Origin of the sequence: Yoonia sp. (assembly GCF_965660735.1) — a bacterium.
GTDB lineage: Bacteria > Pseudomonadota > Alphaproteobacteria > Rhodobacterales > Rhodobacteraceae > Yoonia.
The window spans coordinates 1-19856 of record NZ_CBFIBD010000003.1; the positions used below are offsets into that span (position 1 = coordinate 1).

The following is a 19856-nucleotide window of genomic DNA, read 5'->3' on the forward strand; positions in this document are numbered from 1 at the left end:
CGGGCGCGTCGCGCAATCTGGACATGGAGCGGCAGCTTCGTCCGCATAGCAGACCCTGCGGACCCATGAGCGACCGAGGGGGCGGCAGATTTTGGTCCCTTCGTCAGCTGGCGCGCATTACGCTGCCAGCCCCTTTGACCCAAGATCAAGATATTTCCGCCGCCGGTCTGCGCGCAGCTCGTCGGGTGATTTGCCTTCCAGTTCGGTCAGCAATTTGGCAATCGTGTCGCCGACGGCCTCTATTGCGGCAGGGATATCGCGATGTGCGCCGCCTTTCGGTTCGGAAATCACGGTGTCGCAGACGCCAAGTTCGGTCAGATCCTTGGAAGTAAGGCGCAAGGCTTCGGCGGCTTCGCGCATCTTTTCGGCGTCTTTCCAAAGGATCGATGCACAGCCTTCGGGGCTGATGACCGAGTATATCGAATGTTCCAGCATCGCCAGCCGGTTGGCCGTGGCAAAGGCGACGGCCCCGCCGGACCCGCCTTCGCCGATCACGACGCTGATCAGCGGCACGCCCAGAGACAGGCATTTTTCGGTCGACCGGGCAATTGCCTCGGATTGGCCGCGTTCCTCGGCGCCTTTGCCGGGATATGCGCCGGGCGTGTCCACGATGGTGATGACGGGCAGGCCGAAACGATCGGCAAGGTCCATAAGGCGGATCGCCTTGCGATACCCTTCTGGCCGCGCCATGCCGAAATTCCGTTCGATGCGGGATTTCGTATCATTGCCCTTTTCATGACCGATCACCATGACGGGTGTGTCGTTCAGCCGTGCGATACCGCCCATGACGGCATGATCATCGGCAAAGTTCCGGTCACCGGCCAAGGGCGTGTATTCGGTGAACAGCGCCTCGATGTAGTCCTTGCAATGGGGGCGCTGGGGGTGGCGCGCGACCAGACATTTGCGCCATGGTGTCAGGTCTGCATATAGCGAGGTCAGCAGATCAGACGCCTTTTTATCCAAGGCGGCGGCCTCTTTTTCGATATCCATTTCAGGATTGTCGCGGGCCATCGCGCGCAATTCCTCGGCCTTGCCTTCGATTTCGGCCAGCGGTTTTTCGAATTCAAGGTATTGTGTCATCGCGCACTCCGTTGTTGCCCCTGATATAAGGGGTTCGGGGCAGGGTTTGCAATGTGTCCTAGCCTGCGATCATTTCGGACTGGCGCACGATCACCTCGGCCTGTTTGATGGATGCGATATCGACAAGGCGGCCCTTGTAGACGGTCGCCCCTTCGCCGCGCGCCTTGGCGTCTGCCATCGCGGCAAGGATTTCTCGCGCCTCGGCCACGGCCTCATCTGACGGGGTGAACACCTCGTTGGCCAGCGCGATCTGCTTGGGATGGATCGCCCATTTGCCGACCATGCCCAGCGTCGCCGACCGGCGCGCCTGCGCGCGGAAGCCCTCGTCATCGGAAAAATCGCCAAACGGGCCGTCCACCGGCAGCACCCCATGGGTCCGGCAGGCCGCGACGATGGCGGTTTGCGCCCAGTGCCACGGGTCGGAATAGTGGCGGGTGTCGTCGTGTTGCATGTAATAGTTTTCCTGCGTCCCGCCGATGCCGGTGGTCTGCATCCCCATCGAAGCCGCGAAATCAGCCGCGCCCAGCGACATCGCCTGCAAACGGGGCGAACTGGCCGCAATTTCAGCGACATGGGCGATACCGGCGGCGGATTCGATAATGACCTCCAGGCTGATGCGTTTCTGCCGCCCCTTGGCGGCTTCGATCGCAGTGACCAGCGCATCGACGGCATAGATATCGGCGGCACAGCCGACCTTGGGGATCATGATCTGGTCAAGACGGTCCCCCGCCTGTTCCAGCAGATCGACCACATCGCGATACCAGAACGGTGTATCAAGGCTGTTGATACGTACGGAAAGATACTTGGTGTTCCAGTCCACCGTATTGATCGCCTCGATCACATTGGCACGGGCCACATCCTTGTCGGATGGTGATACGCTGTCTTCCAGATCAAGGTTGATCACATCCGCCGCAGAGGCCGCCATTTTCGCGAACAGCTTGGTGTTCGACCCCGGCCCGAACAATTGGCAACGGTTAGGGCGGGCAGGCGGCGTGGGTTGCAGGCGGAATGACATGGGCGATCCTTTGGGTAGTAAAATTGCGCATCGGCGTGTCCATCGGATATTATATGACTCGACAGCCCGCAACCCGCATTGTGCAGATGCAGCAAAGTCACAGCCGTGCGGGGAACCCCGGCGCGCGCAGGTCGGTGCCTAATGCGTCTTCCAGCAGCTTTACGATCTGCGTGGACTGCGCCGCGCCCCCATAGGCGGCCTTGCCCTGATGAAAGATATCATGCACCAGATCCGCCAGCACGAGCGGGGTTTGCGTTTCATCTGAAAATGCTTTTGCAAAGCCCAGATCCTTAAGGGCGAGATCCATTGAAAAGGCCACGTCGTAGCTGCCGTTCAGGATCAACTGGCCTTCGGTTTCATGCACGAATGAATTGCCCGATGACGCAGCAATCGCCTGCCATGATTTTGTCAGGTCGAGCCCTGCGCGTTTGGCAAGCATCATCGCCTCGCCCCCGGCGACAAGGTGGATAAAGGCCAGCATGTTCGTAATCACCTTGATCACCGACGCCATCCCCAGCGGACCCATGTGGATGATTGTGCCACCCATGGCCTGCAATGCAGGGCGGTGCAGGTCGAACAACGCCTGATCGCCCCCCACCAGCACGGTAATGTCGCCGCTGGCCGCCAGATGCACGCCCCCGGTGACGGGGCATTCGATGCAGTTGACACCATGTTCGGCGGCTTTGGCGGCCAGCCGCAGGATATCGTCGCGGCCAAGGGTGGACATTTCAATCCATGTCAGCCCGGGTTTGGCACTGGTCAGGACCTGGTCCAGCACGGCCTCGGACACCATGGGCGAAGGCAGGCAGGTAATCACCGCGTCACAGGTGGCGGCCAACGTGGCGGGGTCAGTTGCCAGCACAGCACCAAGGTCGGTCAGTCGGGTGGTGTTGTCGATGCTCTGGTCAAACACCGCAACGTCAAAGCCACCCCTTATGAGACTGGCGACCAGATGCCCGCCCAGATTGCCGCAGCCGATCAGCCCGTATTTCATGCCAGATGTATCCTGAATGTGGACCGGATCGCCCGGTCGATTTGGGGGTCGATCTGGTGGTCGGCTTTGGCCAGAATCGCATTCTTGCGCGCGATTGCTGTTTCCAGCAGATCGGGTTTGTCGTTCTCGGCCCATTCCTTGGGGCTCATCCGGTTGCCGACGGTGGGGTAGATATATTCGGTCTGCATCAGTTTCAGCGTCTGGTCGCTGCCCAGATAATGCCCCGGCCCGTTCAGGCAGACATCACGCATCACTTCGATCGACACGCTGTCTTCGGTCACGTCGATGCCGCGCACGCAGCGCATGACCTGCCCCAGAATATCGTCGCCCAGCACAAGGCTTTCGAAACAGAAGCCCAGCAATGATGCGTGCATCCCCGCTGCCTCATACACCATGTTCAGGCCCGAAAGGCCCGCCATCACATTGGTGATCCCCTGTTCCCAACCCGCCTGCATGTCCGGCACCTTGCTGTCGGATATCCCGGCCGCAGCCCCGCCGGGCAAGCCGTAGAATCGGTGCATCTGCGCGCAACCCGCCGTCAGCAGGGCCTGTTCGGCGGATCCGCCAGACATCGCACCTGTGCGCAGGTCGGATACGAAAGGCCATGTGCCGAATATCGCGGGATGCCCCGGCATCATCGCGTTGACATAGACCATGCCCGCCAGACATTCCGCCACCGCCTGAACGATGGCCGTGGCGATGGGGGCGGGGGCGGTGGCGCCAGCCTGTCCTGCGGACAGCAGCAGAACGGGCATGCCGCCCCGGATACATGCCTCCATCACCAAACAGCTTTCGGTGGCGAATTTCATCGGCGGCACAACAAAGCAGTTGGAATTCGACACGAAAGGCCGTGCGCGCCATGCGTTTTCGCCGCCTGCGATCATATGTGCCAGTTGCAGACAACCCCGCACGTTGGCGACCTCGGTGAACGATGTGCCGACGTGTTTCGTCGTGCCCGCACAACTGGCATACAGCGTGTTCAGGTCCAGTTCGTAATTGTCGGGAATATCCCGGCAGACCATCGCGCGTTGAAAGAAATGCAGGTTATCAAGGTTCTGTGTCAGCCGCGCGGCATCGTAAAGATCCTGCACTGTGCTGTCGCGATAGCTGTTTGTTTCCAGATCGACCAGATGCACGGCGGCCCCCGCCGTGCCGAAATGCACCCGCGTGCCGGATAGTTTCAGATCGTGCTGCGGGTCGCGGGCGTGCAAGGTGATGTCGCGCGCGGCAATCGCCAGCATATCCTCGACCAGGGCGCGCGGAAAGCGCAGGCGCCCGTCATCGCCCTGAATGGCGCCGGCGGCGGTCATGACTTCCACCCCTGATGGCGGGGCTTGCGAAAGGCCGATTTCTTCCAATGCTTGCAGGGCCGCCTGATGGATGCGGGCGACCTGCGCTGTGCTGAGCGGGTTATACAATCCGCCTGACATACCGGGCCTGACGGGGCGCACATTGTCGGCCAAAGGCGCGGCGCGCATCGCGACACGCGCGGCCCTGCCACCGGACCGGCGGGGGCCAGCCCCTGTGCTGGTTGCTTCGCCCATGATCCACCGCTCCTTGATGCCTGATAATCAAGCGTAGAGGGAGGATTTGCGACCTGTCTATCCTGTTCGCGTCACGCGGCCGTGTTCAGATGCCCGCCTGCACGATGGCACGGGCCAGGATCGGCACGGTTTGCGCGTTTAGGCCGGCGATGTTCAGCCGGCTGTCGCTGACCATGTAAATCCCGTGATCGGCACGCAGTTTTTCCACCATTTCCGGCGTTGTGCCAAGACGGCTGAACATGCCGCGATGCGCTGCAATAAAATCGAACCGATCGGAATTTGTCAGCCGCCTGAGTTCATCCGCAAGCTGCTGGCGCAAAGCCAGCATGCCGTTACGGGTGTCCTCCAACTCTGCCTCCCAGTCGGCGCGCAAGGCGGGGTCGGTCAGGATGGTGGTGACGACGCGCGCGCCGTGATCGGGTGGGAAGGAATAGTTCTGCCGGTTCAGAAACGCGAGGTTTTGCTGCGCCAGTGCCTGTTCATCCGCATCGCGGGCCACTGCCATCAGAATACCGGTGCGTTCGCGGTAGATGCCGAAATTCTTGGAACAGCTGGCCGCGATCAGGCTGTTGTCAAAACCGCGCACGATCTGGCGGGTGATTTGCGCATCGGCATCAAGCCCGTCGCCAAAGCCCTGATAGGCGATGTCGATGAGTGGCACTGCGCCTTTTTTCTGCATCAAGGCAATCACTTCGGCCATCTGGTCGCTGGTCAGGTTCGCGCCGGTCGGGTTGTGGCAGCATCCGTGCAGCAGCACCACATCGCCCGGCGCCAGCCCGTCAAGATCGGCCATCATGCCTGCGAAATCCACGCCGCGCGTTGCATTGTCGAAATAGGTGTATTCGGCCATTTTCATGCCCAGATACTTGATGATCGACGGATGGTTGGGCCATGTGGGGTTGGACAGCCAAACGGTGGCATCCGGGGCGGCCATGCGGATCAGTTCCAGCGCCTGTCGGATCGCGCCTGTGCCGCCGGGGGTCGCTACTGCCGCAACACGATCAGCCGCCACGCTGTCGGCAAGCACCAGATCGCGCATCGCGGCCCCAAAGGCCGGATCGCCGGCCAGTCCGGTATAGGCCTTGGTGCTTTGCTCGGCCACCATGCGGCGTTCGGCCTCTTTCACGGCGCGCATGACGGGGGTGTTGCCCGATGCGTCCTTGTAGACGCCGACGCCAAGGTCGATCTTGTCGGTGCGCGGATCGGCCTTGTAGGCGGCCATCAGGGCAAGAATTTTATCGGCAGGTTGTGATTTGAGGTGTTCCAGCATCAGGCGGCTCCGGTAGCGATGGGAAGGTCGGCATACATGCCCCATTCGGACCATGAGCCATCGTAAAGTGCATGATCGGTCTTGCCGATCCGTTCAAGCGCAAGCGACAGGATCGCGGCTGTCACGCCTGATCCACAGGTGGTGATCGCGGGTTTTTTCAGATCGACGCCTGCATCGTGAAACACCGTGCGCAGGGCACTGGGCGGTTTCATGGTGCCATCGTCGTGCAGCAAGTCCTTGTAATAGACACTGCGTGATCCCGGAATATGGCCGGCGCGCAGCCCTTCGCGGGGTTCGGGGGCGTCACCCTTGAATCGTTCGGGCGCGCGGGCGTCGATGATGCTGTGATCGCCCAGCTTTGCGGCGCGGGCCACCTCTGTCACGTCGCAAACCATCTGGTTCTGGCGTGTCACGGTCATGTGCCGGTCGCGGATGATCGGCGGGGTATCTGTCACTGCGTGCCCTTCGGCCAGCCATTTGGGTAGACCGCCATCCAGCACCGCGACATCGGTTTTTCCCATGAGCCGGAACAGCCACCAGACACGGGCCGCCGAAAACATGCCCGCGCCGTCATAGACGACAACCTGATGTCCGTCGCCCACACCAAGTGCACGCATCCGGGACATAAATTTTTCCACCGGCGGGGCCATGTGCGGCAATTCTGATCGGTGGTCGCTGATGTCGTCAATGTCAAAGAAACGGGAGCGGGGAATGTGGGCCTTTTGATATTCGGCGAGGGCGTTGCGCCCCATATCGGGCAAATACCACGAGGCATCGAATATGCGCAGATCCGGATCCTTGAGGTGTGCAGCCAACCAGCCGGTGCTGACCAGTGTCTTGGGATCATCAGGTGCCGTAACGGTCATTACGCTGTCTTCCGTACTGTGGTTGGCGCATGGGTATCGCGGGCAGGCGTATCTGGCAAGATGCGGCGCCTATTCGCCTTGCTTCAAAAGCCGCTGTTTCTGCCGGCCCCAATCGCGCTTCGCCTCGGTTTCGCGCTTGTCGTGCTTTTTCTTGCCCTTGGCGATGGCGATCTTCAGCTTTACCAACCCGCGGTCGTTGAAATACATCACCAGCGGGACCAGCGTCATGCCCTCGCGCTTGGTCGCGTTCCACAGTTTCGCCAGTTCCTTGCGGCTGACCAGCAGCTTGCGCTTGCGCCGTTCTTCGTGGCCGAACATCGCGCGGTCATAGGGCGCGATATAGGCGTTGGTCAGCCACAGTTCGCCATCATCGACCGATGCATAGCTGTCGGCGATGTTCGATTGTCCGGTGCGCAGCGATTTCACCTCGGACCCGGTCAGGATGATCCCGACCTCAAGATCGTCCTCGATCGCGAAATCATAGCGTGCTCGCCGGTTTTCGGCGATCACCTTGTAATTCTTGTTGTCAGGTTTCTTGGCCATGGTCGGGCAGAGATAGGCGATTGCTGGCTGAGGGACAAGGTGTGGCATTTGCCGCTTTGATGCTGCGGCAAGCCCGATATGCTGGGCGCGAATGAAATTGGAGCACCGATGTTCATCCAGCTTGCCTTTGGCACCGTTCTTTTGCTGTTTTCGATCCTGATTGCGGGGGTCAGCTACTGGCTGATGGAAATAGGGCTGATGCGCCTCCATCCATGGCTGACACGCCCGCCGCACCGCCCCAAGCTGATTTTCGTGCTGTGCGGCGCGGCGGTCTGGATTTTGGCGCAGATGACGGCGGGCGTCTGGATGTGGGCCTTTGCGCTTTATGGCCTGGGTGTGTTCGACACGATGGAACTGTCGGTCTATTTCTCGCTCGTGTCTTTTACGACGCTCGGATTTGGCGATGTCTTGCTGCCGGTTGAATGGCGTCTGCTGGGCGGGCTGGCGGCAGCCAACGGGCTGTTGAACATCGGCCTTGTCACCGCCCTGTTGGTCGAGGCGCTGCGCCAGATCAGGTTGCAGCAACTCGCCGGTCTCAAACAGGAAAGCTGACGATATCGGTTCGACTGTATCACGCATCACAATTCGCCGCATCTCCGTGATCGTCGAGCGCGATATGTGATTTTTTGGGTGAAAGTTGAAACGCTTTAGTTCAGCAACCCTGCATGGATCATCCCCGCGCGGATTTTTTCCTTGGTGCCGTCGGTCAGCGGGATCAACGGAAGGCGCACATCATCTGCGCACATCCCCAAAAGCGAGAGACCGTATTTTGCACCCGCAACACCGGGTTCGATAAAAATCGCCTCATGCAGGGGCATCAACCGGTCTAGCTGCTGCAATGCCTTGGCATAATCGCCTGTCAGCGTGCTTTCCTGAAAGGCGGCGCAGAGAGCCGGGGCCACGTTCGCGGTGACCGAAATGCATCCAACCCCACCATGTGCATTATAGCCTAGTGCTGTGGCGTCTTCGCCCGACAACTGGATGAAATCGGTCCCGCAGGTGATCCGCTGCTTGGGCACGCGGGACAGATCGCCAGTGGCGTCCTTGACGCCGATGATCATCGGGTGCTTTGCCAGTTCGCCCATCGTGGCGGGGCTCATATCGACCACGGACCGTCCTGGGATGTTGTAGATGATGATCGGCAGGCCACAATCGGCTGCGGCAGTAAAATGTGCGATCAGCCCCGCCTGTGTGGGCTTGTTGTAATAAGGTGTCACGACAAGGGCGGCATCGGCGCCGGCAGACTTGGCGGCCTGCACCAGACGAACGGTTTCGGCGGTGTTGTTCGACCCCGCCCCGGCAATCACCGGAATACGGCCCGCCGCCTCGGCCACGACGATTTCGACGACCTGATCATGCTCTGCATGGCTTAATGTGGGGCTTTCGCCGGTGGTGCCGACAGGGACAAGGCCGTGGCTGCCCTGTTCCACATGCCAGTTGACCAGTTTTTTCAGCGTGTCCACATCGACTTGGCCGTTCGCAAACGGCGTGACGAGAGCGGGAAGTGATCCCTTGAACATGGCACGCATCCTTCTTTTTGGCGATCTGAGTCGCCGGTGCAAAATCGGGCGGACACTAGACGCCTTTTTGCCGATTGCCAAGTTTGTGAGTTGTGATTGAAAGCGCGCGCGTTAGGTTGCCGGTAAACGTGCGATATGGTGCATTTGATGCGATTATTGATCCTTCTGGCCGGTTTTCTTTTGCCGGCCCTTCCCGTAGCGGCCCAGGGCACTGACCCTGATGCTGTGGCCGCGATCGAGATGGGCCGCGATGACTGGGATCAGGCGATGGCGCTTGCTGCCAGGTCTGATCCGCTGGCTGTGGATGTGCTGACATGGATGCAGCTTTATGACGGCGACGCCGATTTCGCACGCTATCAGTCCTTTCTGACGGACAGGCCGGACTGGCCGCGCATCGACCGTCTGCGGGCCGAGGGTGAACGGGTGATCGAAAAAGGCCACGACCCCGCCCAGCTGATCACGTGGTTCGCTGACGCCCGCCCCCAGACCGGTGCAGGCGCGCTGCGTCTGGCCGAAGCACTGACCACCACCGGCCAGATCAAACAGGCAGAAGCTGTTCTGCGCGACGCATGGCTGTCGCTTGGCCTTACAGCCACCGAACATGACGATCTTATTACCGCATTCGGCGATGTGCTGGCCCCGTTTCATTGGGCCCGCACCGACGCAATGCTGTGGCGGTCGCGCCGGTCGGATGCCGAACGAATGCTGCCCCTGCTGGATGACACCCAGCGCGCCGTCGCCGCTGCCCGAATTGGCTATATCCAAGGGCTGCCCAATATGATGCCGCTGTATAATGCGGTGCCGGAACGGGCGCGGCTGGACCCGGGATTTGCCTATGCCCGTTTCGGCTGGATGGCCGCGCGCGGCAGTTGGGAAGAGGCGACCGGGATCGTTCTCGACCGCTCTACCAGCCCTGCGGCTCTGGGAGAACCCATTCGCTGGTCGGGCTGGCGGCGGACATTGGCGCGCTGGGACATGCGCGAAGGCCGCGCGACACGGGCCTATGCGCTGGCATCACGCCATTACCTGACCGAGGGTGAAGCATTCGCTGATCTGGAATGGCTTTCGGGCTATATCGCGCTGACCTATTTGGGTGATCCTGTGGCGGCGCTGGCACATTTCGAAAAAGCGGCAATCGGGGTCGGTACGCCTATCTCTCTGGGCCGGATGCACTACTGGATCGGGCGTGCGCACCAAGTTTTGCGACAGCCGGATCAGGCCGCTACCGCCTTTGCCAAGGCGGCACAACACCAAACCGGGTTTTACGGGTTGCTGGCGGCAGATCATCTGGGACTGCCGCTTGATCCCGCATTGGCAGTGCAACCCGGCGCATGGCGGGGGGCTTCGGTGTTCGACAATGACCTGACCCGGGCTGCGCTTATGTTGCTGGCAGGGGGCGAACGGGGTCATGCCGTCAGCTTTGTCGCGGCGCTGGGTGATGCGCTGGAACCGGGTGCACTGGCCGCATTGGGGGCATTTTTTAACGAATTGGACGAACAATATTACACCTTGCTGCTGGGGAAAACGGCGGTGACGCGTGGTATCGTTATCCCCGATCTTTATTTCCCGGTGCATGATCTGGCAGCGATGGATTTGCCTGTAGAGCCTGCGCTGGCGCTGGCGGTGGCGCGCCGCGAAAGCGAATTCAATATCGGCATCGGCAGCCCCGTGGGCGCGCTGGGCCTGATGCAGCTGATGCCCGGCACGGCAGAAGAGGTCGCGCTGGAGCTGGACCTGCCTTATAGCCGCGCCCGGCTGACATCGGACTGGCAATATAACGCGATCCTGGGCGCGCAGTATCTGGCCGCATTGACGACTGAATTCGGAAATACGCCTGCGATGATCGCGGCCGGGTATAATGCGGGGCCAAGCCGCCCGCAGGTCTGGATGGATGAACGCGGTGATCCGCGTCTGGGTGAAATGGATGTGGTGGACTGGATCGAACACATCCCGTTTCGCGAAACCCGCAATTATGTCATGCGCGTGACCGAGGCGATCCCGGTTTACCGTGCCCGTTTGTCTGGTCAGACTGGGCCAGTTGACTTTACCACGCTGCTGGTTGGGGAAAAGCCGCTGTTGCGCCCCCGCGCGCGGCCCTTGCCAACGGATGCCGTGCCGGATGTCCGGCCCATCGCACGGCCCGAAGGCGGTTAACTTTTATGCCTCCGGCGGGGATATTTAAGCTCGGAAGAAGCGCGGATCAGGTGGATTTCTGCCGCGTCCGCCACAGCGTGAACAGCCCAGCCGCCACGACAATCGCCGCACCCAGCGCCACGTTGGGCCGTAGGGTTTCGCCCATGATGAAAATGCCGATCGCGCTGGCAAAGACCAGTTGCAGATAGGCAAAGGGCTGCACGGCACTGGCTTCGGCCACCTCGTAGGTTTTGATCAGCAGCCAATGCCCCCCGGCACCGGTGACACAAAGTGTCGCCATCCACGCCCAGTCTGCCCAGATCATCGGTTCCCATGAAAACGCGCCGATCACCGTCATCAGGACGGCGCCGGTGGTGCCCGTCCAGAAAAACGATGTCGCGGTACTGTCCCGCCTGGCGGCATAGCGTGTCAGTAACCCATAAAGCGCAAACATGAAGGCCGCCAGCAGCGGGATCGCGGCAGCGGGCGCAAAAACGGCAAATCCCGGTTGCAGGATGACCAGCACGCCGACAAAGCCGATCCCGATCGCGGCCCAACGCCGCCAACCCACGTTTTCCCCCAGCACCGGACCTGACAGAGCGGCGATCAGCAGCGGGTAGCAGGCAAAGACTGCGTGGCTTTCTACCAGCCCAAGCAACACAAAGCCTGCGACCATGACGCAGATTTCCAGCGACAAGAGCGCCCCGCGCGCGATTTGCAGGAACGGCTGTCTTGTAGCGGCTGCAGCCCTGATGGACCCGGATTGCCGGGTGGCGATGGTAATGACGAAGGCGGCGAAGAACCAATAGCGGATCATCACGATCATCAGCACGTTGTATTCGCCCGCCAGATGCCGTGAAATCCCGTCCTGGACCGCAAAGACAAAGGTCGTCGCGATCATCAACAGGATGCCTGCCTTGGGGTTATTCTGCATGGGGCATCCTTGCGCGGGTCATATGTCGCTTGCGGCCGTATCCAGGCGCGCGGGTAACGTCAAAGCCTGCGTCGGCCAACGCCCGCCGGATTTGGCCGGCCGCGCTGTACGTGGCTGCGGTGCCGCCCGTTGCGGTGTGCTGGCCGACGGCATTCAGCAAGGCCGGTTCCCACAGTTGCGGGTTTTTGGCAGGCGAAAAACCGTCAAGGAACCAAGCGTCGGCGCGGCCTGTCCATGCAGGCAGTGTCTGGCGCGCATCGCCGGTGACGACATGCAGGACGGGGCCACCGGTCAAGGATGTCTGCCCGGCTTCGGGGGCCCATTCCGACAGCAGCGTTTGCGCGTATGTGGTCAGTTCCGGGAAGTGTGCGAGTGCGGTGGCCATGTCGGCGGGGGCCATCGGGAAAGCCTCGAAACTGGTGAAGCGCAGGGTGCCGGGGCGACCGGCGTCTTCCCATGCTGCCCATGTGACCAGCAGGTTCAGACCGGTCCCAAAGCCCAGTTCGGCGATCTGGAAATCGCCGCCGAACCGCGCGGGCAGGTCATTGCCGTCAAGAAACACATGCCGTGTCTCCGCCAGCCCGTTGTCCAGCGAATAATAGGGATCGTCGAATTCCCGCGCGATCGGCACGCCGTCGCGCCAGTCGAGGTTTGCTGTCTGGTGTGCCATGTGCCGATGCCCTAGGTAATGGGTCATCTTTGGGCGGAAGGGCGCGGAATGGCAACGGCTGATGTGACGGTAATGGGAGCGGGGGTGTTCGGCCTTTGTGTGGCCTATGCCTGTGCGCGGCGCGGGGCGCGTGTGCGCGTGATCGATCCTGCCGGAGCGGGGGCGGGTGCGTCGGGCGGGGTTGTGGGCGCGCTGGCCCCGCATGTGCCTGAAAACTGGAACCCCAAGAAGGCGTTTCAGTTCGCAAGCCTGATCATGGCCGCAGATTTCTGGGCCGGTGTGTCGCAGATTGCAGGGGCTGAGGTCGGCTATGCCCAAACGGGCCGGTTGCAACCGCTCGCGGATGATCGGGCCGTGGAGCTGGCGCGCGCGCGGGCCGTTTCGGCGGCAGAGCTTTGGCAGGGCAAGGCGGTCTGGGAGGTCGTGCCCGCAGGCGACGTGGCATGGATGCCGCCGTCGCCCACGGGGCTGGTGGTGCGCGACACGCTGTCGGCACTGATTCACCCGCGCCGCGCGACCAGGGCGCTGGCGGATGCCGTGATCGCCCTGGGTGGCGAGGTTTCGCAAGATGGTGCGGCACAGGGCCGGGTCGTCTGGGCAACCGGCTGGCAGGGAATGGCCGATATTGGCGGTGCGGGCGTCAAGGGACAGGCGGCGCTGTTGCGCCATGATGCCGCCGGGCAGCCGCAGCTTTTTGCCGATGCCATCCACATCATTCCGCATGGGGATGGCACGGTCGCGGTCGGCTCTACGTCAGAGCGGGAATTTACCGATCCGGTAAGCACCGACGCCGCATTGGACGATGTGCTGGCCCGCGCGGTGGCGGCGTTCCCCGTGCTGGCTGACGCGCCTGTGGTGGCACGCTGGGCGGGGGTACGCCCGCGCAGCCGCAGCCGCGCACCGGTGCTGGGATTGCATCCGCAAAGGCCGGGCGAATTCATCGCCAATGGCGGTTTCAAGATCGGGTTCGGCATGGCGCCCAAGGTCGGTATGGTCATGGCTGATCTGGTGCTTGACGACCGCGACACCGTGCCAGAGGGCTTTCAGCCCTGATCGTTGCCGCCCTTGCGCAACCGTTCCTTTGATTTGCGGTAAAGCCGCCGGTTCAGCGCGATGAACTGGCTGATCATCCCGGTTGTCACGCCATTGTGGCTGCCTTTCAGGTAGATGAACCCGGAAAACGCCCCGATGGCCCCGCCCAGGGCGTTGACGATGATATCTTCCATCGTGTCGTCAAGGCCGGTTTTCTGCATGTTAAGGTCGAAGGACAGATCCATCAGATACTCGAACACCTCCCAAAGGCTGCCCATGGTGATGGCCACGCAAAACGCGATAAAGGCCATGGCGGCGGGCGGCGCTGCATAGCGGTCGCCCTCGAACAGCATGAAGACGAATAAAAAACCGATCAGTCCGAAACCGACGGCCGATGCGCCGTGCAGTGCCAGATCCCACCACCAGACCTTTTCGTAGAAATCGAACGCTTCGCCCATGAAAAACGAGGCAAAGATGAACAGGGTGGTGGCGGCAAGAAACGGCATGGGCAGGGCAATGTCCAGCCGTGACGCAAGGATCGCCGGCGCGGTCGCGAGGCCAAAAGTCGCCAGCGCGACAAACCCCAGTTCCCATCGCCCCATAATGATTGCAGTCAGCGCCGTGACCAGCAACACCCCCCACAAAAAGGAGATGATCGGGTTTTGACCGAACAGCTTTTGCGGCAGTGTCATCTTCCTATTTGCCACGCCAACCCCCATTTATCGTATCATGACCATACCAGATAAAGGCCTGCGGGTCGCGAGTTACAACATCAGAAAGGCCGTAGGTCTGGATCGCAGGCGCGATCCGATGCGGATTCTGACCGTGCTGAATGGGCTTGATGCCGATGTGATCGCCGTGCAAGAGGCGGATTTGCGGCTGGGCGCGCGGCCCTCGGCCCTGTGCCGGAACCTGATCGAGGCCGAGACGGATTTTGCCGTGGTTCCTGTTGCGCGCAATGATGTCAGTCTTGGCTGGCACGGTAACGCGGTGCTGATCCGCAAGGGCATGACCCATGGCGCGATTACCCATATTGATCTGCCGGGGCTTGAACCGCGTGGCGCCGTGCGGGTGGATTTGCCTGCCTTCAGTCTTGTGGCAACCCATCTGGGGTTGATGCGCAGGCATCGCGAGCGGCAACTGCGTGTGATTGCCAAGGCACTGCAAGGGACGACCGGTGCCGTGGTCGCAGGTGACTTTAACGAATGGTCCCCGCACAAGGGGATGGAACTGCTTGCAGAATTTGCCGTTCATGCGCCCGGCCACAGTTTTCATGCGGCCCGCCCGATTGCGGCGCTTGACCGGATTGCCGTATCCGGCGGGCTGGATGTCCGCGACGCAGGCGTCGTGCAGGAAGGGTTGGCGCGTCATGCGTCAGACCATTTGCCGATCTGGGCGGATATCGCTTAACCGGCGTCCGCCATCATGCATTGCCGCCCGTCGGGGCCGCGCACCCAGGCCTGCCCGTCTTTCCAGCACAGCGTTGCGGTTTCGTGCTGCATCAGCGGCGCAGTGGCGCGATAGCTGAAGCGGGTCAGCGTGCCCAATTTGCGTTTGGCCAGCCTCATCAACAGATGTGCCAAAAGTGGCCCATGCACCACCAACCCGTCATAGCCCTCGACCTGGCGCGCATAGGTTTCATCATAATGAATCCGGTGCCCGTTGAAGGTCAGGGCGGAATAGCGAAACAGCAGCGTGGTGTCGAACGTCACGGTTTCCGCATCGCTTTCGTCGGTGCGTGCGACGGGCGGGGTGCTGGGGGCGGTGCCATCGGCCCGATAGACCAGTTCCTGCCATTCGGTCAGCGCCAGCCTGCCGCGTTGTTTGATATCATGCCGGATCGTGACAAAACCCAAGGGGCCGGATCGCCCCTGTTTGCGGGTAACCTGTTCAATCGTGGCGGTCCGTTCTGCCCGCACGCCAGCGAAAAGCGGGCGGTGGAAAGCAAGTCTACCTGCGGCCCACATTCGCCGGGGCAGTCCGAGGTCGGGGATGAACGGGCCGGTGGCCGGATGCCCGTCGCGCCCCAGGTTGGCGGGTGGTTGCGGATCCCAGAAATAGATTTGGTGATAAAACGGTGGCATCGGATCGCCCGTTCGCAAGTCAGGCAAATGACCAAGTGCGGCCTGTAGAGCCTGCGCGCGGGACAGATCGAACGGGTCACTGCGGGTCTGGGAAATGCTGTGATTATCGTGCATGATCAAAGCCTAGAGCCAAATGAGAGGGGGCGCAAATGCCACGATTGCAAGCGTTGGATCATCTGGTGCTGACGGTGGCCGATATCGACCGGACGGTCACATTCTACCGCGATGTGCTGGGTATGATACCGGAACAGTTTCAGCCTGCGGATGGCACAGTGCGCTGGGCGCTGAAGTTCGGCGCACAAAAGATCAACCTGCATCCCGCAAGTGCACCTTTTGACCCAAAGGCGCGATGCCCCCAGCCGGGGTCTTCGGATCTGTGTTTTCTGTCCGATACGCCGCTGGCCGATTGGCTGGCGCATCTTGGCGCGTGTGGTGTGGCAGTCACACAAGGCCCCGTAGCCCGCACGGGGGCAACAGGGCCGATCATGTCGCTTTATATCCGCGACCCGGATGGAAATTTGCTGGAACTGTCAAACCGCAAGGCGGATTGATTTCCATCTTACCTGATCGCGGCGCGCAATTCTTTCATCAGGTCGGTAACGAATTTGATATAGGTTTCGCCTGTCAGCTTGCCATTTTCGTCAAATTCCTTTGATGCCCCGCCGACCAGAACCTCTGGCCCCTGAAGGATATGGGGGCGGAACGCCATCATCGCCAGCCGCAGCGAAAACTGCGACCGCTCACCGCCCGCACGCCCGGCGGCGGCGGACATGATCGCCAGCGGTTTGTGCTGCCACGGATTGCCTTCGGTGCGGCTGACCCAATCGAGCGCGTTTTTCAGCGCGCCGGAAATCGCCTTGTTATATTCCGGCGTCGATATGATCACCGCATCGGCGGCGGCGATCTGATCTGACAGTTTCTGAACAGCGGGCGGGATGCCTTCCGCTTCCTGCAAATCTTCGTTGAACAGGGGGAAATTGATATCGGCTTCGATAAATTCGTCCGCGCCAAAGATGTCGGCGGCATTGCGCATCAGCATGGTGTTGGTTGACTGCTTGCGCAGCGAACCGGAGATCCCGAGAAGTGTTGTCATTGCGGTGTCCTTTCGTTGTTCGATAAGGCACCTAACCCGATTGCCGGATTGAACAACCCGATGGCTTCGCACATGATCCCCCGCATAAGCGCAGGGAGAAGACGATGGTCAGGCATGGCGGAAAAATACTCAGCGATCAGCTGGCGAAACTGGGGGTGCGGCGCGTGTTTTCGGTGCCGGGCGAGAGTTTCCTTGCGGCGCTGGACGGGCTTTATGACAGCGGCATCCAGAACGTCGTTTGCCGTCAGGAAGGCGGCGCTTCCATGATGGCCGAGGCCTATGGCAAGATGACCGGCCAGCCCGGTGTGTGTTTCGTCACCCGTGGCCCCGGTGCGACAAATGCCAGCGCGGGCGTGCATGTAGCACGGCAGGACAGCACGCCAATGGTGTTGTTCGTGGGCCAGATCGACAACCGCCAGACGGATCGCGAAACCTTTCAAGAGGTGGATTACCGCGCCATGTTCGGAGGTCTTGCGAAATGGGTCGCGCAGGTCGATCACACCGAACGGCTGCCCGAGTATATATCGCGCGCGTTTCGTGTGGCGATGTCGGGCCGGCCGGGGCCGGTAGTGCTGGCGCTGCCGGAAAACATGCTGAGCGCGCAGGCAGATGTGCCTGATCTGCGCGTGCCGGAACAGGTCGTCCAGCCGGTTCCGGTGGATGCGGCCCGGATGATCATGCATGCATTGGGGCAGGCGCAGCGCCCGTTGGTCGTGGCAGGCGGCCCGCATTGGAACCGGCAGGCACGGGCCGATTTGCAGGCCTTTGCCGAACGGCAGGAACTGCCTGTCGCACTTGGCTTTCGCAGGCAGGATTACATGGACAATCACCACGCGCATTATGCGGGGGATCTGAATGTGGGAATCAACCCCCGCCTCGCCGCACGGGTGCGCGATGCTGATTTGCTGTTGCTGCTGGGCACCCGCTTTGGTGATATCGAAACTCAGGGCTATACGCTGGTCGATCCTGCCGACCCGCAAAAGACGATTCTGCATGTCCATGCCGACGCGGATGAGATTGGCCGCGTTTACACCCCAGATATGGGCGTGGTTGCCACCGCACCAGCCGTCCTGCGGCAGTTGGCGCAGATGGAACCGGCAGGCAACTGGGCCGATTGGACCGCTGCCGCCCGTGCCGATTATCAGGCATGGATCACGCCACAAGAAAGCCCCGGTGATCTGAAACAGGAGCAGGTGATCAAATGGCTGTCGGACAACTTGCCCGATGATGCGATCGTGACAAATGGCGCGGGCAATTATGCTGCATGGCTGCATCGTTATTTCGTTTACAAGCAATATGGCACACAGCTTGCGCCGACGTCTGGCTCGATGGGGTATGGTTTTCCGGCGTCTGTTTCCGCGTCAATTGAACATCCCGAGCGCACGGTGGTCTGTCTTGCAGGCGATGGGTGTTTCCAGATGACGTGCAATGAATTGTCGACCGCGACCCAGCACGGGGCCACGCCGATCGTGGTGGTAATGAACAATGGCCGCTATGGCACGATCAGGATGCATCAGGAAAAACACTATCCGGGGCGCGTGTCTGGCACCGCACTGGCGAATCCGGATTTTGCCGCTTTGGCGCGTGCCTATGGCGGATTTGGCGAACGGGTGACGAAAACGGCAGATTTTCCCGCCGCCTTTGCCCGCGCGCAGGCCGCAGGCACGCTTGCGATCATCGAATGTCAGGTGGATGAAGAGGCGCTGACGACGGGGGCCACGCTTAGTGCTGTGCGGGCAGCGGCGCAGGGTTAAACCCTGTCCCACCGCGTGCGCGTGTTTTCCTGCCAGTCGGCGCGTTGCAACAACGGCGTGTCATCGGCAAAGGCTGCCCGGCCCAAGCACAGATAGCCGGTCAGTTGCCAGTGGTCAGGCGCATCCAGCGCCTGTGCTGCCGCCACAGGATCAAGGATGGACACCCAGCCAAGCCCAAGGTTTTCGGCCCGTGCGGCCAGCCACAGCGTATGGATCGCGCAAACGGTCGAATAGGTCAGCATTTCCGGCATGCTCTGACGGCCCAGCCCGTGCCCTTCGGCGGGGTCCCTCGCGGTGAACACCGCCAGTTGAACGGGTGCATCATGCAAGCCCGCCAGCTTTAACGCGTTGTAATCTTTGCGCCTGTCAGCGTCATAGATCGCACCGGCAGTGGCATTCGCATCCTCGAAATTGGCGATGATCTTGGCGCGCAGGGCGGGGCTGTCCACCTGCAAGATGCGCCATGGGCGGGCATTGCCGACAGACGGGGCCATGTCCATCGCTGCGCACAGGCGCGCCAGCACGTCATCCGGGATGGGATCGGGCAGAAAGTGCCGCACATCCCGCCGCCAGTGCAGCACGTCGTGCAACGCGTCACGATGGACCTGCGTCAATTCCATTCAGGCGCGTTTCCACTTTCCGGTTTGTGACGTTAGAAACGCCTCGACCGCCGCTGTTGCCACGACGGCCGTATCGCCGGTTTCCGGGTTGGGGATGTTCAGCCCGCCCTTGACGGCGGTTACCGTCGCCCGCCCACGTGGCAGACCGGCAGCCAGGGCATTTGTGTCGATCTTGTCGGGGTCCTGCACGCCGACGGTCACTTGCACGCGCATCTGGTCATGCGACAGGCCGGTGGTTTCAAAAATCGGAAGGGTAGAATGGCGGATCGCATCCTCGATCGCGCGGGCGGCGGCCTTTTGGTAATCCATCCCGTGCAGGTCGTTGCCCATGCCCATTTCGATAATGATGCGCTGGTCGGTCATGCGGGCTCCATGTCGAATGAAACGTTGATCGCCACATTGGCGATAACCGTCGGGTTTCCCTGAGGGCGCGGAATATCAAGGCCGCCGTGGACCACGCTGATCGTAATCTGCCCATATGGGAAAATATCGTGCAGGCTGTTGGTATCCACCTGTTGAGGTTGCTGCACGCCGATCTGGACGTCGATCAGCATCGCCTCTTTCGGGAAACCGTAGAGTTCGGCCATGTTGATGGAATTGTGCCAAAGCGCGTCTTGCAAGGCGCGGCGGGCTGCTTGGGTGTAATCCTGTCGGCGCAGGCTGGTGCCAAGGCCGAACTCTGTCAGGACGCGGTGGATGGGCAT

At 61.3% G+C, this 19856-nt stretch carries 22 protein-coding genes; 6 read left to right on the forward strand and 16 right to left on the reverse strand.

Annotation, left to right across the window (positions count from 1 at the left end; all coding sequences use genetic code 11):
- Window positions 1–117: 117 nt before the first annotated feature.
- The 7 genes from ACTG4B_RS02425 to smpB form a co-directional block, all read right to left on the reverse strand.
- A complete protein-coding gene (locus ACTG4B_RS02425) occupies window positions 118–1080 on the reverse strand; it encodes an acetyl-CoA carboxylase carboxyltransferase subunit alpha (RefSeq protein ID WP_439154088.1) in 963 nt (320 codons plus the stop codon).
- Window positions 1081–1138: 58 nt separating this feature from the next.
- Complete coding sequence (locus tag ACTG4B_RS02430; protein WP_439154089.1) at window positions 1139–2095, reverse strand: L-malyl-CoA/beta-methylmalyl-CoA lyase; 957 nt, start codon at window positions 2093–2095, stop codon at window positions 1139–1141.
- Between the two features lie 97 nt (window positions 2096–2192).
- On the reverse strand, window positions 2193–3089 hold the full coding sequence (locus ACTG4B_RS02435; protein WP_439154090.1) for an NAD(P)-dependent oxidoreductase: 897 nt from the start codon (window positions 3087–3089) through the stop codon (window positions 2193–2195).
- Window positions 3086–4633, reverse strand: a complete 1548-nt coding sequence (locus ACTG4B_RS02440; RefSeq protein ID WP_439154091.1) for a trimethylamine methyltransferase family protein — start codon at window positions 4631–4633, stop codon at window positions 3086–3088. Before ACTG4B_RS02440 ends, ACTG4B_RS02435 begins: the two co-directional genes overlap by 4 nt.
- Before the next feature lie 85 nt (window positions 4634–4718).
- Window positions 4719–5903, reverse strand: a complete 1185-nt coding sequence (locus ACTG4B_RS02445; RefSeq protein WP_439154092.1) for an aromatic amino acid transaminase — start codon at window positions 5901–5903, stop codon at window positions 4719–4721.
- Window positions 5903–6769, reverse strand: a complete 867-nt coding sequence (sseA, locus tag ACTG4B_RS02450) for a 3-mercaptopyruvate sulfurtransferase (RefSeq protein WP_439154093.1) — start codon at window positions 6767–6769, stop codon at window positions 5903–5905. The genes ACTG4B_RS02445 and sseA overlap by 1 nt, the downstream gene beginning before the upstream one ends.
- 69 nt (window positions 6770–6838) lie before the next feature.
- Entirely contained in the window at window positions 6839–7312 is a 474-nt protein-coding gene (gene smpB / locus ACTG4B_RS02455; RefSeq protein WP_439154217.1) for an SsrA-binding protein SmpB, read from the reverse strand.
- A gap of 108 nt (window positions 7313–7420) precedes the next feature.
- Here smpB and ACTG4B_RS02460 point away from each other — a divergent pair, with 108 nt between their 5' ends.
- The gene (locus ACTG4B_RS02460; RefSeq protein ID WP_439154094.1) at window positions 7421–7864 is read left to right on the forward strand and encodes an ion channel; all 444 of its coding nucleotides are present in this window, start codon (window positions 7421–7423) and stop codon (window positions 7862–7864) included.
- 95 nt (window positions 7865–7959) lie between these two features.
- Here the strand turns inward: ACTG4B_RS02460 and dapA are convergent, their stop codons facing one another.
- Window positions 7960–8832: a 4-hydroxy-tetrahydrodipicolinate synthase gene (dapA, locus tag ACTG4B_RS02465; RefSeq protein WP_439154095.1), complete on the reverse strand. Its 873-nt coding sequence runs from the start codon at window positions 8830–8832 to the stop codon at window positions 7960–7962.
- A 147-nt stretch (window positions 8833–8979) separates the two neighbouring features.
- On the opposite strand from dapA, the gene ACTG4B_RS02470 reads away from it, so the two are divergent.
- Complete coding sequence (locus tag ACTG4B_RS02470; RefSeq protein ID WP_439154096.1) at window positions 8980–10986, forward strand: lytic transglycosylase domain-containing protein; 2007 nt, start codon at window positions 8980–8982, stop codon at window positions 10984–10986.
- 46 nt (window positions 10987–11032) lie between these two features.
- Here the strand turns inward: ACTG4B_RS02470 and ACTG4B_RS02475 are convergent, their stop codons facing one another.
- Both ACTG4B_RS02475 and mnmD read right to left on the reverse strand, forming a co-directional pair.
- Window positions 11033–11899 carry a DMT family transporter gene (locus tag ACTG4B_RS02475; protein ID WP_439154097.1) on the reverse strand — a complete coding sequence of 289 codons (867 nt, stop codon included), beginning with the start codon at window positions 11897–11899 and terminating at the stop codon, window positions 11033–11035.
- Entirely contained in the window at window positions 11889–12569 is a 681-nt protein-coding gene (gene mnmD / locus ACTG4B_RS02480) for a tRNA (5-methylaminomethyl-2-thiouridine)(34)-methyltransferase MnmD (protein ID WP_439154098.1), read from the reverse strand. The genes ACTG4B_RS02475 and mnmD overlap by 11 nt, the downstream gene beginning before the upstream one ends.
- A gap of 48 nt (window positions 12570–12617) precedes the next feature.
- On the opposite strand from mnmD, the gene ACTG4B_RS02485 reads away from it, so the two are divergent.
- Window positions 12618–13622, forward strand: coding sequence for an NAD(P)/FAD-dependent oxidoreductase (locus ACTG4B_RS02485; protein ID WP_439154099.1), 1005 nt, complete (start codon window positions 12618–12620; stop codon window positions 13620–13622).
- Here ACTG4B_RS02485 and ACTG4B_RS02490 read toward each other — a convergent pair.
- A complete protein-coding gene (locus ACTG4B_RS02490; RefSeq protein ID WP_439154100.1) occupies window positions 13613–14308 on the reverse strand; it encodes a hypothetical protein in 696 nt (231 codons plus the stop codon). The genes ACTG4B_RS02485 and ACTG4B_RS02490 overlap by 10 nt on opposite strands.
- A 22-nt stretch (window positions 14309–14330) precedes the next feature.
- Between ACTG4B_RS02490 and ACTG4B_RS02495 the strand changes: the two genes are divergently transcribed.
- A complete protein-coding gene (locus ACTG4B_RS02495; RefSeq protein ID WP_439154101.1) occupies window positions 14331–15011 on the forward strand; it encodes an endonuclease/exonuclease/phosphatase family protein in 681 nt (226 codons plus the stop codon).
- On the opposite strand, the gene ACTG4B_RS02500 is transcribed toward ACTG4B_RS02495, so the two are convergent.
- Window positions 15008–15799 carry an FAS1-like dehydratase domain-containing protein gene (locus ACTG4B_RS02500; RefSeq protein WP_439154102.1) on the reverse strand — a complete coding sequence of 264 codons (792 nt, stop codon included), beginning with the start codon at window positions 15797–15799 and terminating at the stop codon, window positions 15008–15010. The two genes, ACTG4B_RS02495 and ACTG4B_RS02500, sit on opposite strands and share 4 nt — an antisense overlap.
- Window positions 15800–15834: 35 nt before the next feature.
- Here ACTG4B_RS02500 and ACTG4B_RS02505 point away from each other — a divergent pair, with 35 nt between their 5' ends.
- Complete coding sequence (locus ACTG4B_RS02505; RefSeq protein ID WP_439154103.1) at window positions 15835–16236, forward strand: VOC family protein; 402 nt, start codon at window positions 15835–15837, stop codon at window positions 16234–16236.
- A gap of 8 nt (window positions 16237–16244) precedes the next feature.
- Here ACTG4B_RS02505 and ACTG4B_RS02510 read toward each other — a convergent pair whose 3' ends face one another.
- The gene (locus ACTG4B_RS02510; protein WP_439154104.1) at window positions 16245–16778 is read right to left on the reverse strand and encodes an NADPH-dependent FMN reductase; all 534 of its coding nucleotides are present in this window, start codon (window positions 16776–16778) and stop codon (window positions 16245–16247) included.
- 104 nt (window positions 16779–16882) lie between these two features.
- On the opposite strand from ACTG4B_RS02510, the gene ACTG4B_RS02515 reads away from it, so the two are divergent.
- Complete coding sequence (locus tag ACTG4B_RS02515) at window positions 16883–18532, forward strand: thiamine pyrophosphate-binding protein (protein WP_439154105.1); 1650 nt, start codon at window positions 16883–16885, stop codon at window positions 18530–18532.
- Here ACTG4B_RS02515 and bluB read toward each other — a convergent pair.
- The 3 genes from bluB to ACTG4B_RS02530 are packed head-to-tail and all read right to left on the reverse strand — an operon-like array spanning window position 18529 to window position 19856.
- Window positions 18529–19152 carry a 5,6-dimethylbenzimidazole synthase gene (gene bluB, locus ACTG4B_RS02520; protein ID WP_439154106.1) on the reverse strand — a complete coding sequence of 208 codons (624 nt, stop codon included), beginning with the start codon at window positions 19150–19152 and terminating at the stop codon, window positions 18529–18531. The genes ACTG4B_RS02515 and bluB overlap by 4 nt on opposite strands.
- On the reverse strand, window positions 19153–19515 hold the full coding sequence (locus ACTG4B_RS02525) for a Lin0512 family protein (RefSeq protein ID WP_439154107.1): 363 nt from the start codon (window positions 19513–19515) through the stop codon (window positions 19153–19155).
- Complete coding sequence (locus ACTG4B_RS02530; protein ID WP_439154108.1) at window positions 19512–19856, reverse strand: Lin0512 family protein; 345 nt, start codon at window positions 19854–19856, stop codon at window positions 19512–19514. The genes ACTG4B_RS02525 and ACTG4B_RS02530 overlap by 4 nt, the downstream gene beginning before the upstream one ends.